This is a genomic window from Acaryochloris sp. 'Moss Beach' (assembly GCF_021497025.1).
Taxonomy (GTDB): domain Bacteria; phylum Cyanobacteriota; class Cyanobacteriia; order Thermosynechococcales; family Thermosynechococcaceae; genus Acaryochloris; species Acaryochloris marina_A.
This window is the reverse complement of the sequence record NZ_CP071726.1, coordinates 1-21,690: the sequence shown is the minus strand read 5'-3', so window position 1 is coordinate 21,690 and position 21,690 is coordinate 1. Positions and strand designations below refer to the sequence as shown.

The 21,690-nt window shown below is 42.2% G+C and carries 27 protein-coding genes; 18 read left to right on the top strand and 9 right to left on the bottom strand.

Annotation, left to right across the window (positions count from 1 at the left end; genetic code table 11):
• Positions 1-652 precede the first annotated feature (652 nt).
• The 8 genes from HRE53_RS34160 (at position 653) to HRE53_RS34125 (ending at position 4,608) form a co-directional block, all read left to right on the top strand.
• Complete coding sequence (locus HRE53_RS34160; protein ID WP_235113135.1) at positions 653-901, top strand: hypothetical protein; 249 nt, start codon at positions 653-655, stop codon at positions 899-901.
• Positions 861-1,133, top strand: a complete 273-nt coding sequence (locus HRE53_RS34155; RefSeq protein ID WP_212661603.1) for a hypothetical protein — start codon at positions 861-863, stop codon at positions 1,131-1,133. The genes HRE53_RS34160 and HRE53_RS34155 overlap by 41 nt, the downstream gene beginning before the upstream one ends.
• 9 nt (positions 1,134-1,142) lie before the next feature.
• Positions 1,143-1,745: a hypothetical protein gene (locus tag HRE53_RS34150; RefSeq protein ID WP_235113134.1), complete on the top strand. Its 603-nt coding sequence runs from the start codon at positions 1,143-1,145 to the stop codon at positions 1,743-1,745.
• Between the two features lie 20 nt (positions 1,746-1,765).
• Positions 1,766-2,071, top strand: coding sequence for a hypothetical protein (locus HRE53_RS34145; RefSeq protein WP_235113132.1), 306 nt, complete (start codon positions 1,766-1,768; stop codon positions 2,069-2,071).
• On the top strand, positions 2,043-2,960 hold the full coding sequence (locus HRE53_RS34140) for a transposase (protein WP_235113131.1): 918 nt from the start codon (positions 2,043-2,045) through the stop codon (positions 2,958-2,960). The genes HRE53_RS34145 and HRE53_RS34140 overlap by 29 nt, the downstream gene beginning before the upstream one ends.
• A gap of 305 nt (positions 2,961-3,265) precedes the next feature.
• On the top strand, positions 3,266-3,757 hold the full coding sequence (locus tag HRE53_RS34135) for a hypothetical protein (protein WP_235113130.1): 492 nt from the start codon (positions 3,266-3,268) through the stop codon (positions 3,755-3,757).
• A 146-nt stretch (positions 3,758-3,903) separates the two neighbouring features.
• The gene (locus tag HRE53_RS34130) at positions 3,904-4,146 is read left to right on the top strand and encodes a hypothetical protein (RefSeq protein ID WP_235113128.1); all 243 of its coding nucleotides are present in this window, start codon (positions 3,904-3,906) and stop codon (positions 4,144-4,146) included.
• A 264-nt stretch (positions 4,147-4,410) separates the two neighbouring features.
• The gene (locus HRE53_RS34125; RefSeq protein ID WP_235113127.1) at positions 4,411-4,608 is read left to right on the top strand and encodes a hypothetical protein; all 198 of its coding nucleotides are present in this window, start codon (positions 4,411-4,413) and stop codon (positions 4,606-4,608) included.
• A 487-nt stretch (positions 4,609-5,095) separates the two neighbouring features.
• On the opposite strand, the gene HRE53_RS34120 is transcribed toward HRE53_RS34125, so the two are convergent.
• Together HRE53_RS34120 and HRE53_RS34115 are read right to left on the bottom strand one after the other, a co-directional pair.
• The gene (locus HRE53_RS34120) at positions 5,096-5,317 is read right to left on the bottom strand and encodes a hypothetical protein (protein WP_235113126.1); all 222 of its coding nucleotides are present in this window, start codon (positions 5,315-5,317) and stop codon (positions 5,096-5,098) included.
• A 774-nt stretch (positions 5,318-6,091) separates the two neighbouring features.
• Positions 6,092-6,661: a site-specific integrase gene (locus tag HRE53_RS34115; RefSeq protein WP_235113125.1), complete on the bottom strand. Its 570-nt coding sequence runs from the start codon at positions 6,659-6,661 to the stop codon at positions 6,092-6,094.
• Positions 6,662-7,014: 353 nt separating this feature from the next.
• On the opposite strand from HRE53_RS34115, the gene HRE53_RS34110 reads away from it, so the two are divergent.
• Together HRE53_RS34110 and HRE53_RS34105 are read left to right on the top strand one after the other, a co-directional pair.
• The gene (locus HRE53_RS34110) at positions 7,015-7,581 is read left to right on the top strand and encodes a tyrosine-type recombinase/integrase (protein WP_235113124.1); all 567 of its coding nucleotides are present in this window, start codon (positions 7,015-7,017) and stop codon (positions 7,579-7,581) included.
• Between the two features lie 345 nt (positions 7,582-7,926).
• Positions 7,927-8,121, top strand: a complete 195-nt coding sequence (locus tag HRE53_RS34105; protein ID WP_235113156.1) for a hypothetical protein — start codon at positions 7,927-7,929, stop codon at positions 8,119-8,121.
• A 60-nt stretch (positions 8,122-8,181) separates the two neighbouring features.
• Here HRE53_RS34105 and HRE53_RS34100 read toward each other — a convergent pair.
• Positions 8,182-8,897 (bottom strand): IS1 family transposase gene (locus tag HRE53_RS34100; RefSeq protein ID WP_235113160.1). Its coding sequence is split into 2 segments (ribosomal slippage): positions 8,182-8,612 and positions 8,612-8,897, totalling 717 coding nucleotides; the frame shifts between segments, so codons are not numbered across the junction.
• Positions 8,898-9,064: 167 nt separating this feature from the next.
• On the opposite strand from HRE53_RS34100, the gene HRE53_RS35515 reads away from it, so the two are divergent.
• The 3 genes from HRE53_RS35515 to HRE53_RS34090 all read left to right on the top strand — a co-directional run bounded on the left by HRE53_RS35515 (position 9,065) and on the right by HRE53_RS34090 (position 10,474).
• Complete coding sequence (locus tag HRE53_RS35515; protein WP_396133543.1) at positions 9,065-9,388, top strand: MvdC/MvdD family ATP grasp protein; 324 nt, start codon at positions 9,065-9,067, stop codon at positions 9,386-9,388.
• Positions 9,336-9,692 (top strand): hypothetical protein, encoded by a 357-nt coding sequence (locus tag HRE53_RS34095; protein ID WP_235113155.1) that lies wholly within the window; start codon positions 9,336-9,338, stop codon positions 9,690-9,692. Before HRE53_RS35515 ends, HRE53_RS34095 begins: the two co-directional genes overlap by 53 nt.
• A 431-nt stretch (positions 9,693-10,123) precedes the next feature.
• On the top strand, positions 10,124-10,474 hold the full coding sequence (locus tag HRE53_RS34090) for a hypothetical protein (protein WP_235113154.1): 351 nt from the start codon (positions 10,124-10,126) through the stop codon (positions 10,472-10,474).
• 510 nt (positions 10,475-10,984) lie between these two features.
• Here the strand turns inward: HRE53_RS34090 and HRE53_RS34085 are convergent.
• A complete protein-coding gene (locus HRE53_RS34085) occupies positions 10,985-11,392 on the bottom strand; it encodes a hypothetical protein (protein WP_235113153.1) in 408 nt (135 codons plus the stop codon).
• Positions 11,359-12,198 carry a ParA family protein gene (locus HRE53_RS34080; protein WP_235113152.1) on the bottom strand — a complete coding sequence of 280 codons (840 nt, stop codon included), beginning with the start codon at positions 12,196-12,198 and terminating at the stop codon, positions 11,359-11,361. The genes HRE53_RS34085 and HRE53_RS34080 overlap by 34 nt, the downstream gene beginning before the upstream one ends.
• A 119-nt stretch (positions 12,199-12,317) precedes the next feature.
• On the opposite strand from HRE53_RS34080, the gene HRE53_RS34075 reads away from it, so the two are divergent.
• Positions 12,318-12,881: a hypothetical protein gene (locus HRE53_RS34075; RefSeq protein WP_235113151.1), complete on the top strand. Its 564-nt coding sequence runs from the start codon at positions 12,318-12,320 to the stop codon at positions 12,879-12,881.
• Positions 12,882-13,516: 635 nt separating this feature from the next.
• Positions 13,517-14,584, top strand: coding sequence for a hypothetical protein (locus tag HRE53_RS34070; RefSeq protein WP_235113150.1), 1,068 nt, complete (start codon positions 13,517-13,519; stop codon positions 14,582-14,584).
• Here the strand turns inward: HRE53_RS34070 and HRE53_RS34065 are convergent.
• The 4 genes from HRE53_RS34065 to HRE53_RS34050 form a co-directional block, all read right to left on the bottom strand.
• Positions 14,541-14,894: a fertility inhibition FinO-like protein gene (locus HRE53_RS34065; protein ID WP_235113149.1), complete on the bottom strand. Its 354-nt coding sequence runs from the start codon at positions 14,892-14,894 to the stop codon at positions 14,541-14,543. The two genes, HRE53_RS34070 and HRE53_RS34065, sit on opposite strands and share 44 nt — an antisense overlap.
• 193 nt (positions 14,895-15,087) lie before the next feature.
• Positions 15,088-15,711, bottom strand: a complete 624-nt coding sequence (locus HRE53_RS34060) for a hypothetical protein (RefSeq protein ID WP_235113148.1) — start codon at positions 15,709-15,711, stop codon at positions 15,088-15,090.
• Positions 15,659-16,441 (bottom strand): hypothetical protein, encoded by a 783-nt coding sequence (locus HRE53_RS34055; RefSeq protein ID WP_235113147.1) that lies wholly within the window; start codon positions 16,439-16,441, stop codon positions 15,659-15,661. The genes HRE53_RS34060 and HRE53_RS34055 overlap by 53 nt, the downstream gene beginning before the upstream one ends.
• Positions 16,442-16,487: 46 nt before the next feature.
• Positions 16,488-16,844, bottom strand: coding sequence for a hypothetical protein (locus tag HRE53_RS34050; RefSeq protein WP_235113146.1), 357 nt, complete (start codon positions 16,842-16,844; stop codon positions 16,488-16,490).
• Positions 16,845-17,088: 244 nt separating this feature from the next.
• Here HRE53_RS34050 and mobF (HRE53_RS34045) point away from each other — a divergent pair, with 244 nt between their 5' ends.
• The 3 genes from mobF (HRE53_RS34045) to HRE53_RS34035 are packed head-to-tail and all read left to right on the top strand — an operon-like array spanning position 17,089 to position 20,423.
• Positions 17,089-17,580 carry a MobF family relaxase gene (mobF, locus tag HRE53_RS34045; RefSeq protein WP_235113144.1) on the top strand — a complete coding sequence of 164 codons (492 nt, stop codon included), beginning with the start codon at positions 17,089-17,091 and terminating at the stop codon, positions 17,578-17,580.
• Complete coding sequence (mobF, locus tag HRE53_RS34040; RefSeq protein ID WP_235113142.1) at positions 17,501-17,956, top strand: MobF family relaxase; 456 nt, start codon at positions 17,501-17,503, stop codon at positions 17,954-17,956. The genes mobF (HRE53_RS34045) and mobF (HRE53_RS34040) overlap by 80 nt, the downstream gene beginning before the upstream one ends.
• On the top strand, positions 17,919-20,423 hold the full coding sequence (locus HRE53_RS34035; protein ID WP_235113139.1) for an ATP-dependent RecD-like DNA helicase: 2,505 nt from the start codon (positions 17,919-17,921) through the stop codon (positions 20,421-20,423). The genes mobF (HRE53_RS34040) and HRE53_RS34035 overlap by 38 nt, the downstream gene beginning before the upstream one ends.
• Positions 20,424-21,690 lie beyond the last annotated feature (1,267 nt).

Genomic DNA, 21,690 nt, shown 5'->3' with positions numbered 1-21,690 from the left:
TAGTCTTTTCAAACAAAGATACATAAATCATAGAAATAATCACTTGACTAAACAAAATATTAAAGCATATTAAACATTGGGCTTATAGAGCCAAAGCATGAATACCTTAGATATTTGGTGGTTCAAGAATTCCAGGGTCACGGACTATTTTTTTCACTACTAGACATTTAGTAGGATCACTTGGATTGGCGATAAGAACATGAGTTTTTTTATCATATTCAAAGGGTTCTCCTCCACATGTCCCCCTTATGTATATCTTTCGCCTTCACTAACTTACACTTGCCTGGTCTATCTGGATCTTCTAAAAGCTCATACTTTAATGGATTATATGTAAATGTTGCGTCCCCACACTTTTCGGTTACAGATGGATCAGCCATGTTTGCTCCTTCTAGAATTACATTCGTTTCTAAGCTGATTTGATATGGTGAATTTAGCTATTATTAATTATCCCTATATCTACTTTTAAAAGTAAAGTGATAAAAAGTGACAATAGATGATACATATAAGTTGATATGGAACAAACAGTGATGACTCAATGTGCGTTATAGAGATTTATTCCACCTGTAAATTTTTCCGGGTTAACTTGCCCAGTCTGAGTTTTAGAGGTTTTACAAAAGTCTCATTCCACTCAGATCAAAAGGTACCTTGTTGAATGAAAGCCAAAATCGTACTCTGTGATGACGAAGGCAATGTTCTATCGGACTCCTCTTCAACCGCTCATGCCTTTGAACTGGGTGGCCAAACCCTAAACGAGATCGAACAAGCGATTGAACAGGGCGTAAGCAAAGGATCGGGGATGCATGGCTCAAAGAAAAACGGGTCAAGGACAATAGATCCTGTACCCGAACCAAAAAACTATCATGCCCCTACCATCGCAATTGCTAACCGTGCTAGCCCATGACGAATTTCTAGAACAAACTGAAGCACTCAAAGTATCAACCAGCCTGAGTCAGATGGTTTATATCGTTCTGCAAATGGGCTTGTTTCTAGCTCGCTGTCTTCTGGAGGATGAACTCTCAAGGCGCGCGAAAGCAGTATTTGTATGGCCTGTATGTACTACCTGCGGAACCCGCTTACATTCGAAGGGATGGGAATCTCGTCAGATGCAGACACTGGTAGGCACTATCTCTTGAAAGCGACGGGTGGGCCGTTGTCCCAAAGGATGTCCAGGCAGTCTGTTGACTCCCCTGGATCAAGCCATTGGGATTCCCCCCTATCAGCACAGCAGCGAAGAACTGGTGCGTCTGGGCTGCTTGTTGAGTCTGTTCATGCCCTATGAACTGGCCAGTTGGATGCTGGGTCAGTGGAGTGGTCTATCCGTGAGTCCATCCAGTTTGTGGAACTGGGTGCAATCCGTGGGTAACAAAGCTCAGCAGGAATTAGAAGCTCAACTCAACGCTCAATCATCAGGGACTCAGGCCCCTTGTGAAGCGATTTCAGAGATGTTATCTGCTCTACCTTTGGCCATTGCCGCCGATGGTGTGATGGTCCCCTTTCGCCCCACCCCGAACTCACCCAAGGGAAAAATCCAGTGGCGAGAAGTCAAAGTCGCCATCTTAGCTCGCCTGGGAACACGGGTTACCCGAGCTAAAAAGGAGGTCCCCCAATTACTGCGTCGAAGACTGGTGGCAGTATTGGGCGATATCGACCAGTTCATCCCCACGACTTGGCAAAGTTTCCCATTGAGGCCATCAATTTATGTCGCTAATGGTGTTAGTTGCGTCATGCTTGTTTCAGGTTTGTAGCGTAATGAGCAACGTCAACAATGCTTCCTTTTGTCGGCATCCCCAACACGATTAAGCAGGGCATGAGCGCTTACCGCGACTTATTTCCTCGACAAGCCGGATTTGAGCATGTGAGCCGATACCTCAGTGGCTTACTACTCAGTGAGAACAAAACATTGCAAGGGATTCACAGTCAGTTTGTCTCGACAACCGAGCAGCCCCTTTCAGGTCGTCGAGCAATGCACGCCGGGGTGTTTGAATCGCCATGGGAGCAGGAGGCATTGATGGTGCGCCACCGTCTACAGGTATCACAGCATTATGCCCCCCAGAGCACGTGTAGTGATTAGCCTAGATTGGACACTGGGACATCACGAACGGAGCAAACAGATTTTTGGGGTCAAACGTCAGTACGATTATGTTGATAATTGCATGAGCTGTTATCAGACGATTCTGACCGCAGTGGCGGCAAATCGAGTGCGACAAGATGGGATAGGCGTCGCCGTGCAAGCGGCCCAGTGGGAAGCCGCAGAACTGGAGTATCTGAAGATGACCCGTCAAGGCGAGTATGAAACTATCGCAGCGGCGATGGAGCGATTGAGTGAGTTGGTGGCCTACCAGCATAATCGTGACGCCTATCAAACGCGAACGGAACTGCTGAGTGCCATGATTGAGCAAATTGAAGGGGAAGGGCAGTTTCCGACAGCGGATTATGCTTTTGATGCAGGCGTATGCGCAGCGGACTTAACGACCGTCATTGAAGGATTCGGCAAGCATTGGGTGAGTGAGCTGGCGTGTAATCGTTCCGTGCTTTGGTTCAACCAATGGACTCGCATTGACGCAGTGGCTCAACAACTTCGTAGCACCTCTGGCCAGTCGTTTCGGCACTACCGCATTCATCAACGCAATGGCGAAGTGAAGGAGATTTGGGCCTTTAGCAAAGTCGTACGCCTCAAAAAAATCGGACGCAAACGGATTGTCATTGTTCATGAAACGGAGGATTTGAATGATACCCCTCGCTTTTTAGTGACTGACGCGCTGCACTGGGATGTCTCGCGCATTGCCATCACCTGGAGCTATCGCTGGCCCTGTGAAGTTTTTCATGAGTTTACCAAAGGCATCTGTGGCCTGGAATCGGCTCAGCTACGCAACGAGGATGCGGTCAAACGCCACATCGCTTTAAGTTGTCTGGCGCAGTCGTTGCTCCAGGATGCGCCTGTCGCTGGGGGGAACATCTGAAAAATTTAGCTTTGCAAGTAAAACGCCAAGCATTGGCCAGAAGCTCTACGGATTGACTCGTGAGGTTTTGCATCCGCTCGTACAGTTTTGTCAATCACTCTTTGAACAAGGCCAATCTGTCGAGCAAGTTGTGGAGGTAATAATGCCAGCCTAGACCTAATTATCCCTCTATAAAAATAAAGAAGTTTGCCAAGTCGTGCATCCCTTTACTTCAACTCGAAGCTCACAAACAAGACTTTGAATCTGCTCCAAAAGTCATCTGGCTCAGTGATGGGGGACGAGGCTTCTGGCGAGTCTATCGCACCTTGTTCTCTCATTGTGCTGTGGCAGTCCTCGACTTTTTTCATTCAGCAGGCCATCTGGCACGAGCAACTAAAGCGATGTTTGGAGATGCCCGCTCTGCTCAAGCCCAAGCCTGGTTCCGGCACTGGCGACACCAATTGCGACACGGGCAACACCTACTTGTATTACGGTCCTTGACGATATTGATTCACTCACAACTGTTAACGGGAAAGTCTTTTTCAACGTTGCTCCAGGTGCAGGCTTATTTCCAACGCCATCATCACCACATCCGTTATCGGCACTTTGAACAGCAACAGATTCCTCTCGGGTCAGGAATGGTTGAAAGTGCATGCAAGTGGTTGATTCAGCAGCGCTTTAAGGGAGTTGGCATGCGCTGGAGTGAGGATGGTTTCAACCATTTACTGATCTTGAGAATTGCCTGGGTCAATGAACGGTTTGACTCCTTATTCCCAGAGGTGACCATTCCGAAAACTAAGGCATCCCCGATCCGCTAAATACGCCCGATTGAACAGTTTCGTCGTCAGGCTCTTCCAGAGCTGGAATCAGAGTTACTCAAATCAGCTCAACAGCAGCATTCGGAAGATTTTAAAAAGCGGGACGAATCACCCTCAACGACAATCAACGAATAACGGTCAAGACCTTGCACGGTGAATTAAGCTTCACTCAACAACGATTCAAGTTGGATGGCCAAGAACGCACCTACTTTGAATTGACGGATCAGTGTCATGAAGGCCACTTCAGCAGTGGTTTACAAGAGTTGAGCGCTTATTACGCCAATCGCATGAGTTATGAAGAAGTGGAAAAACTGGTGGAGAGAATGACAGGTAAACGGTCACTCAACGATCAATGGATCTGGCAGGGAGTGATTGCTAAATCTGTCTAAGTCAGTCAACAAATTGCAGATGAGACGCTAGACATACTGGAAGCCAGCGGTGACCCACTTCTGCTCGTTAACTCCCAGCTTGATCTCTACGATAGTGATACTTCCGAAATCCTTCTATTTGAGGATGGCATTCAGGTCAAACAACAGAAAGAGCATCGTACCTCTTGAACTCAAGAAAGTTCGCCTGAAAATCAAGTCTCTGAACGCCAGCGAGTCAACATAGATGTGATCATGCTGCAACAGCCTCAGAGGGATTTTGAGTACTTGACTACTCCCATCCAAAAAGATGAAAAACCCTTGATGTCACTGGAGTTGGTGGTCAAGGCAAAGCTGATTGACCACTATGGGGAGGGCAGATCAGACAACCCTTTAAACATCGTTGCTATTATCGATGATGCCCGCTCTATTCGCTGTCGTTTAGAGTCCCTGTTTGGCCCGTCCGTCCGTGTGATCCTGGATTAGTATCATCTCAGCACCAAGGTCCGTAAGTTGATGGAAATGATTGCCAAAGATAAAGAAGCTAAACGCCTGAATCTCAAAGCTATCCTGCCCAAACTATGGTGTGGTTAAACATTTAAAGTGATTAGCTATCTACAGAACCAAGTGCAGGCGAGAAGTCCAGACGCATTACAAAAGCTACTCACTCACCTATTCGGAAAAACATGCAACGGAGATCATTGATTACCGTCGTCGCCAGCAAGCAGGGAAGACAATTGGCAGTGGACGGGTTGAAAAGGGAGTGGATGTTGTCGTCGGGCATCGTCAGAAAAATAAGGGAATGAGCTGGTCTTACAGAGGAAGCTGAGCTTTAACTGTGGAGCTTAATGGTCAATGGGAACAGCATTGGTTCCCTCAAACCAATGCTGAGTAAGAAAACCCGGAAAAATTTACAGGTGGTCTTTGTTTGATCCGATTGATGCTCAAGCGATTAACTCTCTAAATTTATCCCTCAATCTTTTATCTCAAAATATGTTTCTTCGGTATTGTAAACGAATATGGCGGTGAGAATAGTTCCTAGAGCGGCACTAACCGGGTCAGGGATTTCTATTGTGGTTGTTTCTCCAATTACCCAAACCCCGACCGTGACAAGAGCGCCAGCTAATGCCCCAACCGTCACTTTTCGCGTACTAGGTTTAATTTTGTCAGATGAATCGGTTCCTTTCGGGTTCATTAGTTAGCCTCGATAGAGATTTTTAAAACAGATTCCTAGAAAAATACTGCTCCTGGCATTGTAATACTGAGAGATTATAAAAACCTGCAAATTTTGTGAAATAGAATCCCAGCAATTTTTTGAAAAAGTCTTTGAAATTTATGATGCATAAGCTGTTTTTCAGCTAATTGAAATCTAATGGTATTTGGTGCTACAGCTTCTTACGTAACTTATTAAGCAGTGATTTGAAATTTTATGAGGCTTTTAGCCGCTATTTAGAGATTTTAAATTGGCTCTATAATAATTACCCGCAGGGAAAGTTTTATAAGACTAGAATTAGTTTAATTCTCTAACCATAATACAGTAAATTTTTCATTTCTAAATCCTATTGTATTTAACAGTATCGGCAATAGTTTTAAATCCGATCGAAGCCTATCCACTGTCTAGATAAGACTACATTTAAAGCAGGAGTTATCGTTCATGAAATTCATATTCTATACAGTCGAAATCTCGCGGTTTCATGAAAATAGCTATAGACTATTTGTGCTATTACCGTGAATTTAGATATTCAAATTATTCCTGATCTACTTTATAAAAGTCAAGTGATAAAAAGTGATAATGATTGATTTGCATAAGTTTATATGGAATAAAAAGTGATCTTAGATGTTTCTTCATGACATGGATTTAAATAATATTTCTTACACTTCTATCTCAAGGATCTTTGCCATATCTTTAGCTGTATGTACTAATACGTTAGAGTAACCAGTAATTATCTGGAATTGAAAATTTATTTGATTAGCTTTCAATGTATTCCAACAGTGAGGCCATCGACTTATGTCCAGAAAACTGCTTGATTTTCCAAGGACTTAAATTCTGTTTCCATAACCCCGTGATATAAGAGCGGCGGAAGCTATGAGTACTCACCCCTTCCAGTCCAACCCGCTCACAAGCCCCCTTCAAAATCCGATGAGCCTGCACCGTCGATAAAAACCCCTGTTTCTCCGCCTTTGCATGGGCTGGAAAGATATACCCTTCCATAGGCATCTCCTCATACCACTCCAGGAGCTGCATTAACGTTGGCGGAACCTCCAACTGCCGAGTCTGAATTTTCCCCTTCGTAATCCCCTTGGGAAATGTAATTACTCCCAGCTTCAGATCAACATTCTCCCGTTTCAGCTGCAGCGCCTCTCCAATCCGACAGCCACAGAAATAGCAGATTCCAAACAACGCCCGATCGCGGTCCCTTGTAAACCCACCCTCAAATAACTCTCTTGCCTCATCAGCAGAGAGCACTCTTGCTTTCCCTGAGCCATTTTGTTTTCGAGCCGCCTTCACTTTAGGGGCCGTAATTGCGAAATCGAGCATGTAATGAAATGTAATTTCTTTCCTAACAAACGGGAGATAATAATAGACCTCTTGCAATATTTGTTTCATGATGTGCTGCTTACTCAATAAATGCCGCGATCTGACTTGAATTTTTAGTCCTCTACCATATCGCTAGCTGAATTATGCCAGAAGTTAAATGCTTGATGGGGTGGGTCTGCTGATTCTGTTATCTCTCTATGATTAACTTCTGACTCATTAGTTAATCATCTCTATTGGGGGGGGAAAGGGTTATGGAGTGGGGAGTTGGGACTTTTGTTGAGGGAGAGGAGAATTTGAGGTGATTAAGTTATAGGTTGATAAGGGAGATAACTTAATTACTTTTTAGGTGGGTTATGCCGTTGCCGAAGGGGTCGAATCCGAATCATCCGAAGTTGGGATCTTCGATTAAGGTGGAGCCAATAAGGACGAAGAAGGCGATTGCGGGGATTAAGCAGCTGTTGTCGGGGAGTCCTCGGGATCTGTGTCTGTTTACGTTAGGGATTAATACGGCGTATCGGGCGAATGAGCTGCTGTCTTTGAAGGCAGGCCAGGTGCGCTATCTGGGGGTGGGGGATGTGATTGATCTGAAGCAGTCAAAGACGGATAGGTATCGGTTGGTGACGCTCAATTCTAAGGCGGTGTCGGTGATTCAGTCCTTGCTTAGGTCACGGGTGTTTGAGGATGAGGATTATCTGTTTTGGAGTCTGCATGGTCCGGTGTTGCAGGTGCCGACGGTGACGAATATGGTGAAGCGCTGGTGTCGGCTGGTGGGGCTAAAAGGGCATTATGGAAGTCATACGCTGCGGAAGACTTGGGGGTATTGGCAGTATAAAAGGCATACGCCGATCCCGTTGGTGATGGAGGCGTTTGGGCATAAGTCCCAGCAGCAGACGATGGCGTATCTGGGGGATTCAGTCTAAGGATGTTGCGCGGATCTTTGAGATGGAGTTGTAGGGAGATTTCCAAGAAACTTTTCACTATAAAAAAGATTATTTTAAAATAAGGAACATTTGAATCTTGTTGAGGTGCATTAAAAAATTTTTTTGCAATGGAGAAAATATCAAAATCTTATATCTATGCATTGATAGTGGAAATTTTCCAACCCCGTCAGTTTACAGTGGAGTAGCTGATTTTCATAGTATTTATAACGAGCTTTCAAGTTTCACTAGTGCTCATAAATTGAAATTTTGATACAATCAATTATTGAATTATTTCTTCGGAAGATATAACTATGAAAAAAAATTATTCTAGTTTTATAAGTATTTTTGAAGAAAATACTTTTATTGAAAAGCCAAGAATTTTCTTTAGGCACACAAACATTAACGGATGTAGCTCGTGAGGGTGTTGATTCAGATGAATCTATTAGAGCTGGGACGCATACCCATAAAGGTGCTCCAAGTGATCGCGATGAGAATGATGTGGGTGGCACGGGTTTGTTTAACTATGGAGGGATGCTATAGCCTAAATATAGAAAAGCGTCTAAAATCTTTCGTATAAAATAACTAGAAAACTCGGTAGTCCTAGTCCTGTAAGGATGAATTGTAGTGGTGAATAAACATCCAAATAGCTCCAATATGATTATCAAGCTTCTTGGAAAATGAGAGGGTCTTTCGGACTAGACGTGACACTCTCTGGCGCATCGTACAGTTGAAGCGTTCGATGTACGAGGTTTTACCTGTTTCCTTGCCCACTGGTCTGTGGCGTTTTTTGGGGAATACACAGCCATAAGCATCCCAGAAATCGGTATAGGCAATGGCACATTGACGGTATCCCCCAGGCAACGAAAGCCATAACTGATAAGCACCCTGCTTAGAGCGTGTTCCCACATACCCCCCAACAATCTCACGCGTGGCGACATCAAGGGCAAGCCAGATCCACTGTTTATTGCCCTTATCATTCACAAACGACCACATCTCATCACATTGAATCGTTAGCTGGCCTTTTTTTTTGAGGATACATTCACAGCTTGAGGGACTGCTGCATATTTGCAGTTCACATACTCTTGTAGCCAACTTTCGGATACATCACAAACCCTGGAAATACCAGCTAATGGTATTTCCTCCAGCAGTAGTTTATCGATAAGGACTTTAGTCTGTGGGGGAATGCGCTTCTGTTGTGGGTCTTCGACAAATTGACGACCACAGTCTTTGCCTTTATGGTTTTGCTTACCGTTATGGATAAGACCGTTTTTAACGACTTTCAGAGAACCACAGCTAGGGCAGGGTAACGTGGTTATTTCAGATTCTGGTAAATTAAATCACCTCTATCCTTACATTTGGCGGACTACCCTGAAAGCAAGGTCAACACGGATTTTGATAGGTATAAATAACCTATTGCAGATGTAAATTCTACCTTTCAGGTGTACTATATCTAACGAAAATAATATTTGCACCAAGTTTAAATATGATTATTATCATATCAAATTTAAAAGACGTAACATCCGATTTTGTATGTAGAGAATTAGATAAAAAAAATGTAGAATATTTTCGGATAAATACAGATACTCTCATAGAAGAATTAGAATTTTCTTATACACTAAGCCATCCTATTTTGAAGTTTAAAGAACTAGTAATAAGCCCTGATAAAATTAATTCAGTATGGTACAGAAGGCCTCAAGAAATAAAATTTCCCAGTTATATAAGCTATGATCTTGGTGAAATAAATCATCTTCGCAGTGAATGGAAATCATGTATTGAAGGTTTTTTTGTCTCATATACCAATAAATAAATGGATTAATCATCCATTGATAAATGCTAGTGCATCTTCGAAAATTGAACAAATTAGTAGAGCTAAGAAATATGGATTTTTGGTTCCTAATACTATAGTCACACAATCTTCATCAGTGGCTTTAGAATTTCTTGGAAAATGCAAAAATAAGGTAATAGCTAAACCAATATCATATGGATATATTCAAAGAGAAGATTCTATAAATGATGGAGTCATCTATACTAGTCTTGTGGATATAAATGATATCCAATCAAATTCAGATGCTTTGAATAATTGCCCCACATTATTTCAAGAAAAAAATTGATAAAATTTGTGATGTAAGAATTAGTTATATAGATCAGAATATTGTTGCAGTATCAATATATGCTGATAAAAAATAATGCTTTACAAGATATTGATATACGTAGGGATAATATGAAAAATGTTTCATATTATCTAATTGAATTGCCTATAGATATAAAGAATAAAATTATTGAAATCTGTGAGTCATATCAATTAAGATTTGCAGCAATTGATATGATAATAGACAATCAAAAAAAAATGGTATTTTCTTGAGATAAATCCAAATGGTCAATGGGCATGGCTTGATTTGAAAAATGTTACAGATATTAGGAGTATTTTAATAAAATCTTTGCAAGAATAAATAATATTTTTTCTATATAGTTTTAATACATAAGAAAAGCATAATCTCAGTTTATATGAATATAAATTTTATGGATCTTTTAGATAAAATCATTGGTTTTTTTGGCTTATATACTAGTATGGTTATCTGGGAAAAAGATTTCTTATAGAGAATTTAAAAATAGATGTTGTGATCCACAAGAAATTTTAGTCCGCAAGGAAATAAGTACAAAAATATTTCAATTTATTGATGGCGATAAAATTAGCTTTTTACTTCGTAAAAATGACTCTATGATTGCAAGAAGACATTTGCTGGACAAAAAAGCAGGTAACCTTCTTACATTAACATCAATACTAATAGGGTTACTTGCAACTTTTTCTTCAGTAAAACCTCCTGGAATTCTATTTGTTATTCCGTTTGTTCTTCTTTTTTGTAAATATATTCATTCTCACTATATATTTTAATGTTAATAAGCATCAATATATAGATAACGAATATCTATTTGGTGATTCTTCACTAAAATCTACACAAACAAAATTGGCAACTGATTACTATTTATCTCAAGATTACAATCAAAGGGTAACTAATTTTCTGGTTGATATTTATGAAGCTAGCTTGAGATATTTTACTCTTTCTATTTTATTTATTTTGATATTGGGACTTATTAGTATTTCTACTTCGAGAGATAATGATTTGACTTGGAAAATAATAAAAACGATAAAAAAATGATCAGGATTTAGTTAATTACTTCAAAGGTCCACCAGGTCCACCGGGTCCACCAGGTCCACCGGGTCCACCAGGTCTACTTTCTACATCGCGCTTCTATTGGAAGGCCGACTATAAATAAACTGGTATGCTCTTATCATTCATAAGATTAACTATTTGGTAAAAGTTAATCTTATGTTCTCGTCTGATAAAAATAAGCGCAGCTAAGGTTCCTATCCATTTTTTTTTGCCTGTATGATCACCAAGAATCAAGATTCTTGATTCTTGATTCTTGATTCAAGGTTTAGAAGTGTATCGCGAAGATGTTCTTCTGAGCTTACATTTTCCCACTCGATAGGCATAGCCTGAAGAAGTTCTAGAGCTGCTTGTACCCAAACTTCTTTGGGGATTTTATGGCCGTGTTTACGACGTCCTTGTTTGAGTAATTCATCAAGCCAATCGTTTGTCCTCACAGTTAAGCGTAGATTTACTTTCTCTTGTCGTTCTTCAATCAAGAATCTTGAATCTTGATTCTTTTTTCTTAATTTGTTGGCTTGAGGCTTAGCAGTAGCTGTATTGTTTGACTTTGCAGTCTCTACATTTGTGGTTTTAGTGAAAATTCCTTGGCTTAAAGGATTATTACCTAATGCTGAACGTTTTGATTTCTGGATTGCCATACCATTACCTCATCAAGGATTACTTTATATGCCCTAGAACCGTTGCCTTTTGGGTCATATTCGAAAATCGACTGTCCAAAACTTGGAGCCTCGCGAAGCCGGACTGTTTCTGGGATAACTGTTTGTAACAGCTGATCGCCAAAATGTTCGTGTAGTGATTCAAAGGCTTCTTTGCTCAACTTGTTACGCTTGTCGAACCTAGTAGCTAATACACCGACTATTTGGATTGGATGCTCTAGTTCTTCTCTAATGAGTTTTAAAGCTCTTTCTATACCTTGGATACTCATCAAGCCTAGATAACTCATATCGACTGGTATGAGTACTCCATCACAAGCCATCAGTGCATTGACAGAAAACACCCCAATATTTGGAGGACAGTCGATCAATATGAAATCGTATTGATCAGTTACTGATTTAATTGCTTTTTGTAAAAGCCTTTCACGACCAGGACGTCCTGATATTGGAATCTCTTCTTCTGCTAGTTGGATATTGGAAGGTACAACGTCAACCCCTGATGAAGTACTAGTAATTGCTTGATGGATTGAAATTTGACCTTGAAATACATCTTTGAGCTGAGCTTGTATTTCCCAGATGGGAAGACCTAGTGCTGCACCAGAATGTCCTTGTGGATCAGTATCGATCAATAGCACCCGCTGATTGTGGGATTGGACTAATCCAGCAGCTAAGTTATAAGCCGTGGTCGATTTGCCAACACCACCTTTCATATTGAAAATGGCTATTTTACAGGCCATACTTAGCCTCACAATGAATAAATCAATAATAAAGAATCTTGATAAAAGAATCAAGATTCTTTATTATTGAAAAACTAAACTGTGTATCTACTGCGATGTATAGATCTTAGTCATCAAGATATTTCTGATTCGTTTTTAAAATCTTGCCTTTCGTCTGCTGGATGTCTCAACCAATGATTCATATTGGTTCTTATGAAGTATCTGTTCAAACTGCGGATGGGCAGCAAAAAGCAGCTGTATTATCTTCTGCTTCAGTTGAAGAAATGCCTGATGCTTGGTGGTTTAGTTGGCCTGAGTTATGGAATATAACTGATTTTGACTGTCAAAATATTGTCAAGCTATCAGTCGATGGCCGAGTTTGGGGTCTTATTCGCTATGGTTTGTATCCCTTTCCAGGTCAGCCTGTATTTCTAGAGGTTGAGCATGTTGAGGCAAATCCATTAAGTCGTGGAATTCTTGCTAATAGACGTGTGCAGCCTATAGGTAAGTGGTTGATCTGGTATGCGGTTCAAACAGCTTTTCAGAGAGCTTTGAACGCTGATGATGACACACTGGTTATTCTGACTGCGTTGGCATCTGATTTTGATTACTATAGAAATAGCATCCAAATGGAGTGCTTAGGCCCTCTGACTATTGCCCCAGGAGAGGAAGGATATGTCTTTAGACTCACATCTACAGCCGCAGCAAGTTTCTGTCGACAACAAGAAAGACAATGGGGAAGGCCACGCAGCATCTGAGCAAGAGCTAATTAAAGCTGGTTACTCTGCTCCAATGACTCATGCAGAGCGCCAAGCTTTTTTGAAGACATCAGAGTTAGGGCAAAAGCTTGGAATTGCACACTTGCTAACTGACCCTGATTCAGATAGCTAGTAGGCAATTCACCAAAATTCGTCACTCAAATAGCTGAAGGTATAAGCTGATGTCTGAACTTGGAAATCAAGAATCAAGAAAGTAGAAACTTCAATCTTGAATAAATCAAAGTGTCAACATTCACTGGAGAGTTGCTGCAAATTCTACACTCCTCGTGATCATTTGTTTTAAATGGTTTCCCAAAGCCGATTAGAGGCGTAGTATGGGTGATTAAGATTGATCATCGATTATTTTTTGGAGGAAAAAGTGTTCTAACCCCCCAAAATCTGAAAAACCCCAGCTGGTAGAAACAGCTCGGGCTTCAGACTAAAAAACAGAATCGTCTTTTAGCGAGTATTCGCGGGATCTAACTGAAAGCTTTGAACAGGCAGGAAGTTAGGGACCCATAATGTCGTTTATCTATTTTATAGCTTCTCTAGCATTGCTGACAAGCATTCTGTAAGAGAGCTTAACGACATCTATCGAACTCGCTCCCAATCATCGATAGGAGTAGTGAGAGAAAATGACCGCCTTCGCCCGAATTACGGATGAGCATGATCTCATCCTGATGCAGCTCCCCCCCGCTGCCCGTTCCCTCTATCAGTGGCTTCTGCGCCGTTGTCCAGCAGGCAAGCCCCAGGAATTTGACCTGCTCGCCTTCCAAGACTTCAGCAGCCACAGCCGCAAACGCCCCTACTGCACTCGTCAGATTCGTAACGCCCTCAATTCCCTTATTAACCAGGGATTAGTAGAGCGCATCTATAAATTCAATGCTCGATTCTGGAAACTGATCGCCCGTCATCCCGAGACAGCTGACGAGAAAAAAACTTCTCAAATCGGGAAAGAAACTTCCCAAAACAGGAACAAAATTTCCAATATACAGGCTTCAAAGCCTTATGACTCCGTCCCTATATATAGAGAGAATAGAGAAACAACAAAGACACACCACCCACTCCTCCCTGTTCTTAAGAGTGACAAGGAAGGGATGTCTATCTCTACCCAAAACCTCAATGTGGAAAATGTAGATCCTGATGTTGCAGTTGAATCTGAATCTGGTTGTGAAAAAACAAGAACAGACTCTTCTTCAAACCCTAAACCTCAAAATGTGCCGCTTTCCTCCGAAGAAATAAATATAGACCCTCAATTACAGGCTGAGGTGGAAGAGGTGATCGCTCCCCAACCCCTGAACATGAATATCAAACGGGTGGTGATGTCTGCCTCTGTAGAGATTATTCAAAATGCCCTAAGTGCGGTCAAACAACAAAAAAAAGCAGGACGAGCGAAGCGACCGGCGGGAATGCTAGTCAAAGCCATCCAAGAATGCTGGACCCCTAACCCAACCAATGCCGTAGCAGGTATGCCCGATGGTTTTAGTGAATGGTTTAATCTCGCCCGAGCTAAAGGGATTGTCACAGCTTCCATGCCGATGGATGGGCAGATGAGTGTCTGTACGGACCCGGAAAAAGGAGACTGGCAACCCTGGACTGAGCTAGCCTTTGCGTTTCCCATTCGGATCTTGCAGGGGATGAACCCCCTTAACTTCAGGCTTAGCCAAAGTGGACCCCCTCAGTCAGGTTCTTCTTGCCAGTAGAGGGGGGATTGGTTTGATTGCTGGAAGGGTTGGGGGCTTCGCCTGCTTTGGGTTTCCTGGGGTAGACCTGAATACCAGGATTGAGCAATTCAAAGCCTCTGGCATTGACTGGACCCAGCTTGCCTACGATGGAAGCTGCCCAGTATTCAAACTGATGGTCTGTCAACTTCTTAAATTGTTTAGGTTTGACCCGGACTATCACTGCCTGATTATTCTCAGTTAAGTAAAACTCCACCAGACCATTAACAATCTTGGATTTGGGGATTTCAGAGATTTTGCAGGTGATCTGGATATTGGCAGCAGTAGCCATGGTTGAATTTTCCTCAGTCAATGACGGCAACCATAAAAAAGCAACCAAAGACTGGTTGCTTGGTCCCCTATTTAGGTATCGGCTTTGGATGGAGTCATCACCGATACTTTAGTTCTATCACAGACCTAAACTTTGCACTCAGGCCTTGTGTTAGATAGAACGCTAGCGTTCTATCTAACACAAGGGAAACTCGTCACTTTTGAGGCATGGGCAATTGAAATTTGGGGCAGGTATACCAACCATTTTTATCATCATCAGCTGCATAGTTTTGATGGCAATCTTGGATTACTCCTCTATTAAATTGAATAATCTCTCGATCTCCAGCTGCAAACCCATTAGCAATCCCGATGCCGATTAGGAAACTTATCCCCATCATGCCAGCAACCACAACCCTTAAGTTATCCAGCCGAGTAATGCTGCTAATCGCCGTCCCAATCCCTTTCCATCCAGACTGAGATAAAGAAGACTCTAAAACAGCAGAAGCCCTTAACTCTTGGGTCAAACTTCTGATATCTGTACGAGCGGAGCGAATTTCCTGGACAGGCTCTGTCAACACACTTTTTACATCCACAGCCATCTGCCGCCCGATCTGTTTAGGTGTCTTCTCAATCTCTCGCCGTAGGGATTGCAGATCACCTTGCAGTAATTCCTCAACCACCCGATTAATAACCGCAACCACAATCCAAGGAAAGATTTTATCTGTTGCCGGTACAGCACTTTCTTGAAGTCTATCAAAAGTCTTCTGCTTAATCGGCTCCGGTAAATTAGGGTGATGCTGTTGCAGAAAATTCCAAATCGGCGAGTCTTTCGGCTGCATCGAGCTGTTCATAGAAATCATCCAAATAAGCCTGTACCTCAGCCTGTCCGAGAATGCCAAAGGACTCGTGATTAAGCGCCTCTCCCCAAGTCAACAACCGCTGTTCAGAATTATGACCTTCCATCTTGCGCTTTAGCTCCAGGTCAAACTGATTCACCCTAACTACAGGCACCTTATACTGCTTCAATAGATCCTGAAACTCCTTCGACTCAAAGAACTCCGTCCCCATCGTATTGCGGCCTAGATTCGCCATAAAGATCAAAGGCATATAGGGAGAGAAGGTTTCTACCGTCGGTCTAAATAGCTTCAGTGAATCATTATCCAAATCACTGACAAAGATATAGCGCAACCGAATGCCCAACGTCTGAGCAATCCTCTTCACCGGCTTATTAGTGAGCCAAGTCAATAACCCCTCATTACTCCCCGCTCGACAATTCACCACCGTGGGCTTAGTGCGAGGTGCCTCTAGAAGAGCATTAGCCAGACTAGAACGTTCCACCACCTCAGTTAGCTTTGCGGGTTCATGGAAGAGATAATCACTATAGAACGAAGCTGTAGAAGAATTACCCTCATCGATATCTAATAGAAAGAAATCCTGTTGACGGTCAATATGTCGTTGGCAATCAAGACGAGACCCCCAAGACTTCCCCGTTCCACCTTTTTGTCCAGACCAGAGATTGGCATAGTAGCCTTGAGATTGCTTTTTTGTTGGAGTCTTCTTCTTCGCCATTACAACCTTACTAACGTCGTCTAATCAATTCAGCACTGAACTGAACTTAAAAACTGACTTTTTTAGAATCAGTAGTAGTCGGCTTCGGTGTCTTAGCTTTAGGAGGCTTAGTTGCTTTAGGAACAATTCCCTTAACTGGCTCCTTCAAAGATGGATCTAGCTCAAAGGCATACTTGCGTAAAGAAGCAGAAGAGATACCCTGTACCCGACTAAAGGATTCAGAGATACGTTTCCAAGAATGACCTCTAGCTCGACAGCCTCGGATAATAGGCATCAACTCTTCCACAGCATCTCGAATCGTTTTAGCCCCTGGTTCTAATTTAGATAGACCTTCTAGTTCAGCCTTAATCTCAGCCAACTGAGCTGGTGAAATAAATTGAGCTTTAGCCCCCTTAGCCATCATTATTCTCCAGAAAAAGATCACGTCTGTATCCTACCGTTAAATCAAAAAGAAACAGCAGAACAAACCCAGCCATTTACAAACAATCACAAAGAGTGATCTAGACTTACCCGCTACGCGGCAGCAACTAGAATCTAGTACAATCAAAAAACCCCAAAAAGAACAGAGTTACACATGACTTACTAAGTATTAGTAATTCAGAATATAGAATCCTAACACTAAAATGGTTGCTAGCATCAGCAAACCCATGAATGCCAAAGCCTTAGAGACCTATCACTCTAAGGACAATTACTATAGTCAAGGTGATGGTCTAGAGAACTCTCAGTGGCAAGGACAATTCTCAGAACACCAAGGACTAACAGGCAGCATCACTACCGAACAATGGCAGCAAGCCTGCAATGGCAAAGACAACAATAATCAACCTCTAAGACGACAGCAGAAGAATAGTAGAGCCGGTTGGGATATCACCCTATCTGCCAGCAAATCAGCTTCTCTCAAAGCTCTAGTAGATCAAGACCCAAAAGTGCTAGCAGCCCATCGACAAGCAGTCAACGAAACCGTCAGCTATATAGAAGATCACTGCATCTTTGCCCAAGTCAAACAGCAAGGCAAAGTAACCAGCGAGCAAACTAAGCAAGGCCAGTTTGCCCTATTTGAGCATGACGACAACCGCAACCAAGAACCCCCAGCTACATACCCATATCGTCATCCTCAATCAAACCCGATGCGCCGATGGTAAATCCAGAACCCTAGACAGTCGAGAACTCTTCAATCAGAAGAAGACCATCGGTGCCTACTATGACCATGCTTTTGCTCATCAACTTCAAAAACAAGGCTTTGAAATTGACTGGACCGGTGACCACACCTTTGAGATCCAAGGCTATGAACCCGAGCAACTGGAGTCTTTTAGCAGCAGAAGGCAAGATATCCGAGTCTACTTAGAGCAACAGAATATTTCCATAGAACAAGCAACAGAGCATCAAAAGCAGATTGCCTGTTTAGACAGTAGACCTGCAAAGGTACATAAACTAACACCCGCAGATCATGAAAATCAGCGAGAGAGCTGGCAGAAAATAAGTGCTGAACTCAATATCATTCACCCCCCAACCCCATAGAGAATTAGAACAAGCCTATCGACAAACCTCACATCCTGGCAGCATCAATAAAATCATTGAAGATGCAATAGAGAGTGCAACAGCCCAACAAGTTGCTGTATCACGACCCAGATTATTACAAGAGTGTCTACGCCATGCTCAGGCTTTCTATTCACCCACAGAGATAGAGCAAGCTGTAGATCAATCTAAAGAACTAATCCCGACAGAAGATGGTCGATTAACGACTCATAGAGCGATCCATCGAGAGCAGATAATTCTAGATGCTGCCAATAATGGTCAAAATTCTCAAGCTGCTTTAGCAACACCAGAGCAGGTAAAAGCAATCTCAGAAGAGAAGAACCTAAATACGGGTCAAGCAAATGGATTATTGTATCTAGTAACCAGTCCAGATCTGATCACCTTAGTGCAAGGCAATGCCGGAGTCGGAAAGACCTATACCTTATCTGCTTTTAGAGATGCTTTAGATATAGATACTCAGACAAGATTGAGAGGGCTAGTGCCCAGTGCAGCCGCAGCGGAAATATTGGGTCAAGAGATTGGCATAGAATCAGGAACAGTAGACCGCTATTTATTGACGCCTAATCAGAATCTCAATAGAGAAGAGATCTTAGTCATTGATGAAGCAGGAATGCTCTCAACTCAGCAAATGGTGGCATTGATTGAGAAGTCGAAAGAACTCAACAGCCGATTGATCTTAGTGGGAGATACGAAGCAGTTAAATGCAGTCCAAGCAGGCGCACCCTTCCGATTGCTACAGGAACGATCTCAGCTGCAGACCGTGACTATTGATGAAAACCTGCGGCAGGTAACACCGCAGTTAAAGGAAGCAGTAGACCTAGCAGCCGAGCAAAAAGCTCATGCAGCTCTAGAACTATTGGATAGTCATAACTGTGTGACAGAGATTCCGATATTGAAGACTCGCAATCATGGAGTAGCCCAGCGATATCTATCCCGACCTCATGAGCGCCAGGTGCAGACCTTGATTCTGTGTGATACGAATCAGGACCGGCGAAAGATCACTCAACACATCCGGTCTGAATATATTGACCGCCAGATATTGGGACCAGAAGCTCAGACAGTAGAGATGCTGCATCCGAAGAAATTGGACAAGCAGGCGATCTCTCAGACTTATAACTATGGAGTTGGAGATGTGGTCCGGTTTCGACGTTCAACAAAGCGATTTCCTGAACCTTACTATCGAGTCATTGAGGTCAAAAGAGATCAGCTAGAGCTGCAAGACCGCTTTGGTGAGATTAAAGATTGTCCATTCGATAAATACAAAGACCGAGAGGTGTTTTCAACTCAGGAGATGGAGTTACGAGTTGGGGACCGATTAAGGTTTACTCGTAATCATCGGGAGTGGGGGCAGATCAATGGTCAGCTGTTGACGATTGACTCTTTTAACTCGAATGGGACGATTTCAATTAATACACGAGGGAAGGTGGAGACCTTGACCCCTGATCAGCTAGTGCATGTGGACTATGCCTATTGCCGAACAGTCCATGCTGCTCAAGGGTGGACAGCTCAGGAGGCGATCTGGGCACCGGGCAACAATCCAGGGAAAGAGCAGACCTATGTGGCTCTCTCTAGAGCCAAGACTGAACTAGAGATTGTGACAGTAGACAGGCAGAGCTTAGGGCTGAGTGTTGAACGGTCGAGGGGGCAAGAGAATGCTCAGGATTTGGTGACTGCAGAGCCAGAGTTCTCAGCTCAAAGAGACGCAGAGTTATTAGTGCTGCAGCGCGAGGTAAAGGCGTGGCTACATCAAGATCATCTTGAACCCCCTGATCCTGATGTAGGTGAGGATCTACAGTGGCAGGTTAGATACTTGTCAGAGCAGCGATCTGATTTGTTGGTTTCTTGTCGAGAGCAGCAGCAAGAGCTAGAGGAGATGGGGCCACAGCGGACTTTATTTAATTGGGGTGGAGAGAGACCAGAGGTGATTGAGGCAAAGCGGCAGCTGTTGCAGGAGTCCAAACAACAGCTGGTCTATGTAGAGGGAACTTGGCAGCAGTTACAGGGACAGCTTCAGGACTGGCAGCAAGAGATGGATGTTTATCAGCAGTGGGATAAGGATCCGCAGACTCAGTTGATGCGGGAGAAAGTAGTTCAACTACAGAAGCCTGCTGTCCAGGAACGATTGCAGCAGCTGAAGTTGGCCTATGGGTTGTATACCAATTGTGTGAAGATTTTGGATCGTTTAGGAGTTGAAGAGGATGGTGTCAGATCCTTTCAAGGCCAACGCTATCGGTTTGAGTTTGAAGGTCAGCGATTGAGACTATTTCGCAATGATGTCGAGCAGCCGATTTTCCAGACTGTTGATATGAGAAAGTCTGGTGGAATTCTGGAGGTGCAGCAGCTGGACGTTAGATCTGATGATTATCGACAGATTAATGCAGGTATGCGGTCAGTAGAGCAGCAGATTCGCCAGTCAATTCAACGAGAGGGACCATCACTTGGGAGATAGCGTTCTATTGAATCGACATGTAATTTTACTTCTGTTTATGGAGATATTGTGACAAAAAGGAATTTAATGTGAGTACATTTGAAAAATTGATATATGAAAACTAATATATTTATTACTCCTATAAAAAATAATTCTAAGAGTAGATGAAAGTTAAGAAAATATATTTTCATTTTGAATTTTATATTGAATGATGTAATATTATCCATAAACAGGTGATAATCTAAAAACGTTCATTAAAGGTTTTATTAAGATAGACTTCAAAAGAGATAATGTCACAGACCTTAAACTACTGGCACTCAATCATAAAAAGCTATTAATATTGTTTTTGATGTAACCATTGTTTCAATTGACAAATTGTTTTGGGTTATATTCCACTGGAGGGCTTGTCTAAAACCATTTTTCTGTATAGCATTTCGCTAAATTGAGGGCATCTTTTCTTAGCGAAGATAAATCCAAGCACTTATTACTCCGATTGAAGCAAATCAGCAGATGGCATTACTTATTGAAAAGATTGGCAGACACAATAATAAAAATTTGACATTTAATGCTGTTCATAGCATTAAATGTCAATAATGACTATAAGACCTCTTTCATGATTCAACTAACGATACGGTAGAGAACTAAAACCCGAGTCAGATCGCAGAATTTTTTTTCGCAAATAGCACATCATGAAACGAGTATTTCAAGAGGTCTATTCATATATTTTAATACTAAAAAACACTAAGTAGAACTACTACTGTTTCTCTAGAAAGTATTAAAGGAAACTACTACTTATTCCCAATTAGGAGAATGTAAAAAATATTTTTTGTAAAGACCATATTTATTTCAAAGATATATCGCTAGGAGATTCTGAGCCGACATACAACGATCAGATAAACTTGGCTGAACTGTGAGTTTAGAGATGATTTTTTTTGGGATATCAATGTCTAAATTGGAGGATTATTTCAATAATACCTGAATACGAATTCTATGAAGGGAAATGGACATACAGAAGCTTGCATAAGGATCCAGGCATCTCAAAAGAATTTAATGAACTGAGATTTGGCACTGATTCCGTGTAGTGCTCTAGAAAGAATTCTTTCTAGAGCACTACACCAGACAGTTTTTAAAGTAAAGCATGAAACTCCTGATTTTTCGTTGACACCAAAATACTGAAACTCTTATTCTTTGGTTCGAATCTTAAATGTATCCAGGCCATTGTTCGATGCTTCACAACAAAGGATTAGAATTTTGACAGACCAAAATGCACCTAGGCCAAATCAATCAA